This window comes from Streptomyces graminilatus (assembly GCF_001418565.1).
GTDB classification, from domain to species: Bacteria; Actinomycetota; Actinomycetes; order Streptomycetales; family Streptomycetaceae; genus Streptomyces; species Streptomyces graminilatus.
Genome location: NZ_LIQQ01000791.1, coordinates 421 through 1,142, shown reverse-complemented (window position 1 = coordinate 1,142; position 722 = coordinate 421). Strand labels below are relative to the sequence as shown.

The 722-nt window shown below is 62.7% G+C and carries 1 protein-coding gene; it reads left to right on the top strand.

Features of this window, described 5'->3' with window-relative positions:
• Nucleotides 1-220: 220 nt before the first annotated feature.
• Nucleotides 221-722, top strand: a 502-nt coding sequence (locus AOK08_RS48270) for a ParB/RepB/Spo0J family partition protein (RefSeq protein WP_241827324.1), incomplete at its 3' end; no start/stop codon positions are given.

The window sequence follows — 722 nt, the reverse complement described above, 5'->3', positions numbered from 1 at the left end:
CCGCCCGCCCCCTGCTGGATCTTGGTCTCCCTGGGGGTTGTGGTGTCTCGGGCGCCGGTGCGGCCGGGGGCTGACGGGATCCGCTGATCCTGTGAACCGGTGTTTCGGTCATTTGCTGTTGCTTTACCATTGAAACGGTTGGGTGATAATCGTAGGTCGAGGGAAGTTGTGGGCGTGCTTCGCACCATGCAGGGGAATGCCTTTGACTGGAAGGTATGTAATGGAGCTCAGTCTCAAGAGCCATGCACAATCCAGTGGCCGTGTCGTCGAGGCGCCAGAGGTGCTCAACGGAAACAGCGCAAAATTATCCGGTGTCGTCAAAGTGCCGATTACTTCTCTCCGCCCCTCGGACTCCCCGCGAAGCGCGGGTGAGGATCCGGAACACATCCGTGCTCTCGCGGAATTCGAAGCGGAACTTCCCCCTATCATCGTGATGCCGTCCACGATGCAGGTGATCGACGGGATGCACCGACTCCGCGCTACCGAACTCCGGGGTGCGAACGAGATCGACGTGCGGTTCTTCGAGGGCGAGGAGAAGGACGCTTTCGTCCTCGCCGTGGAATCCAATATCACCCACGGTCTGCCGCTCGGCCTCGGCGACCGCAAGGAGGCGGCGGCGCGCATCCTGCTCAGCCACCCGATGTGGTCGGACCGGGCTATCGGGGCGGCGACCGGGCTCTCCGCCAAGACGGTGGGCACGATCCGGTGCCGTTCGACTGAGG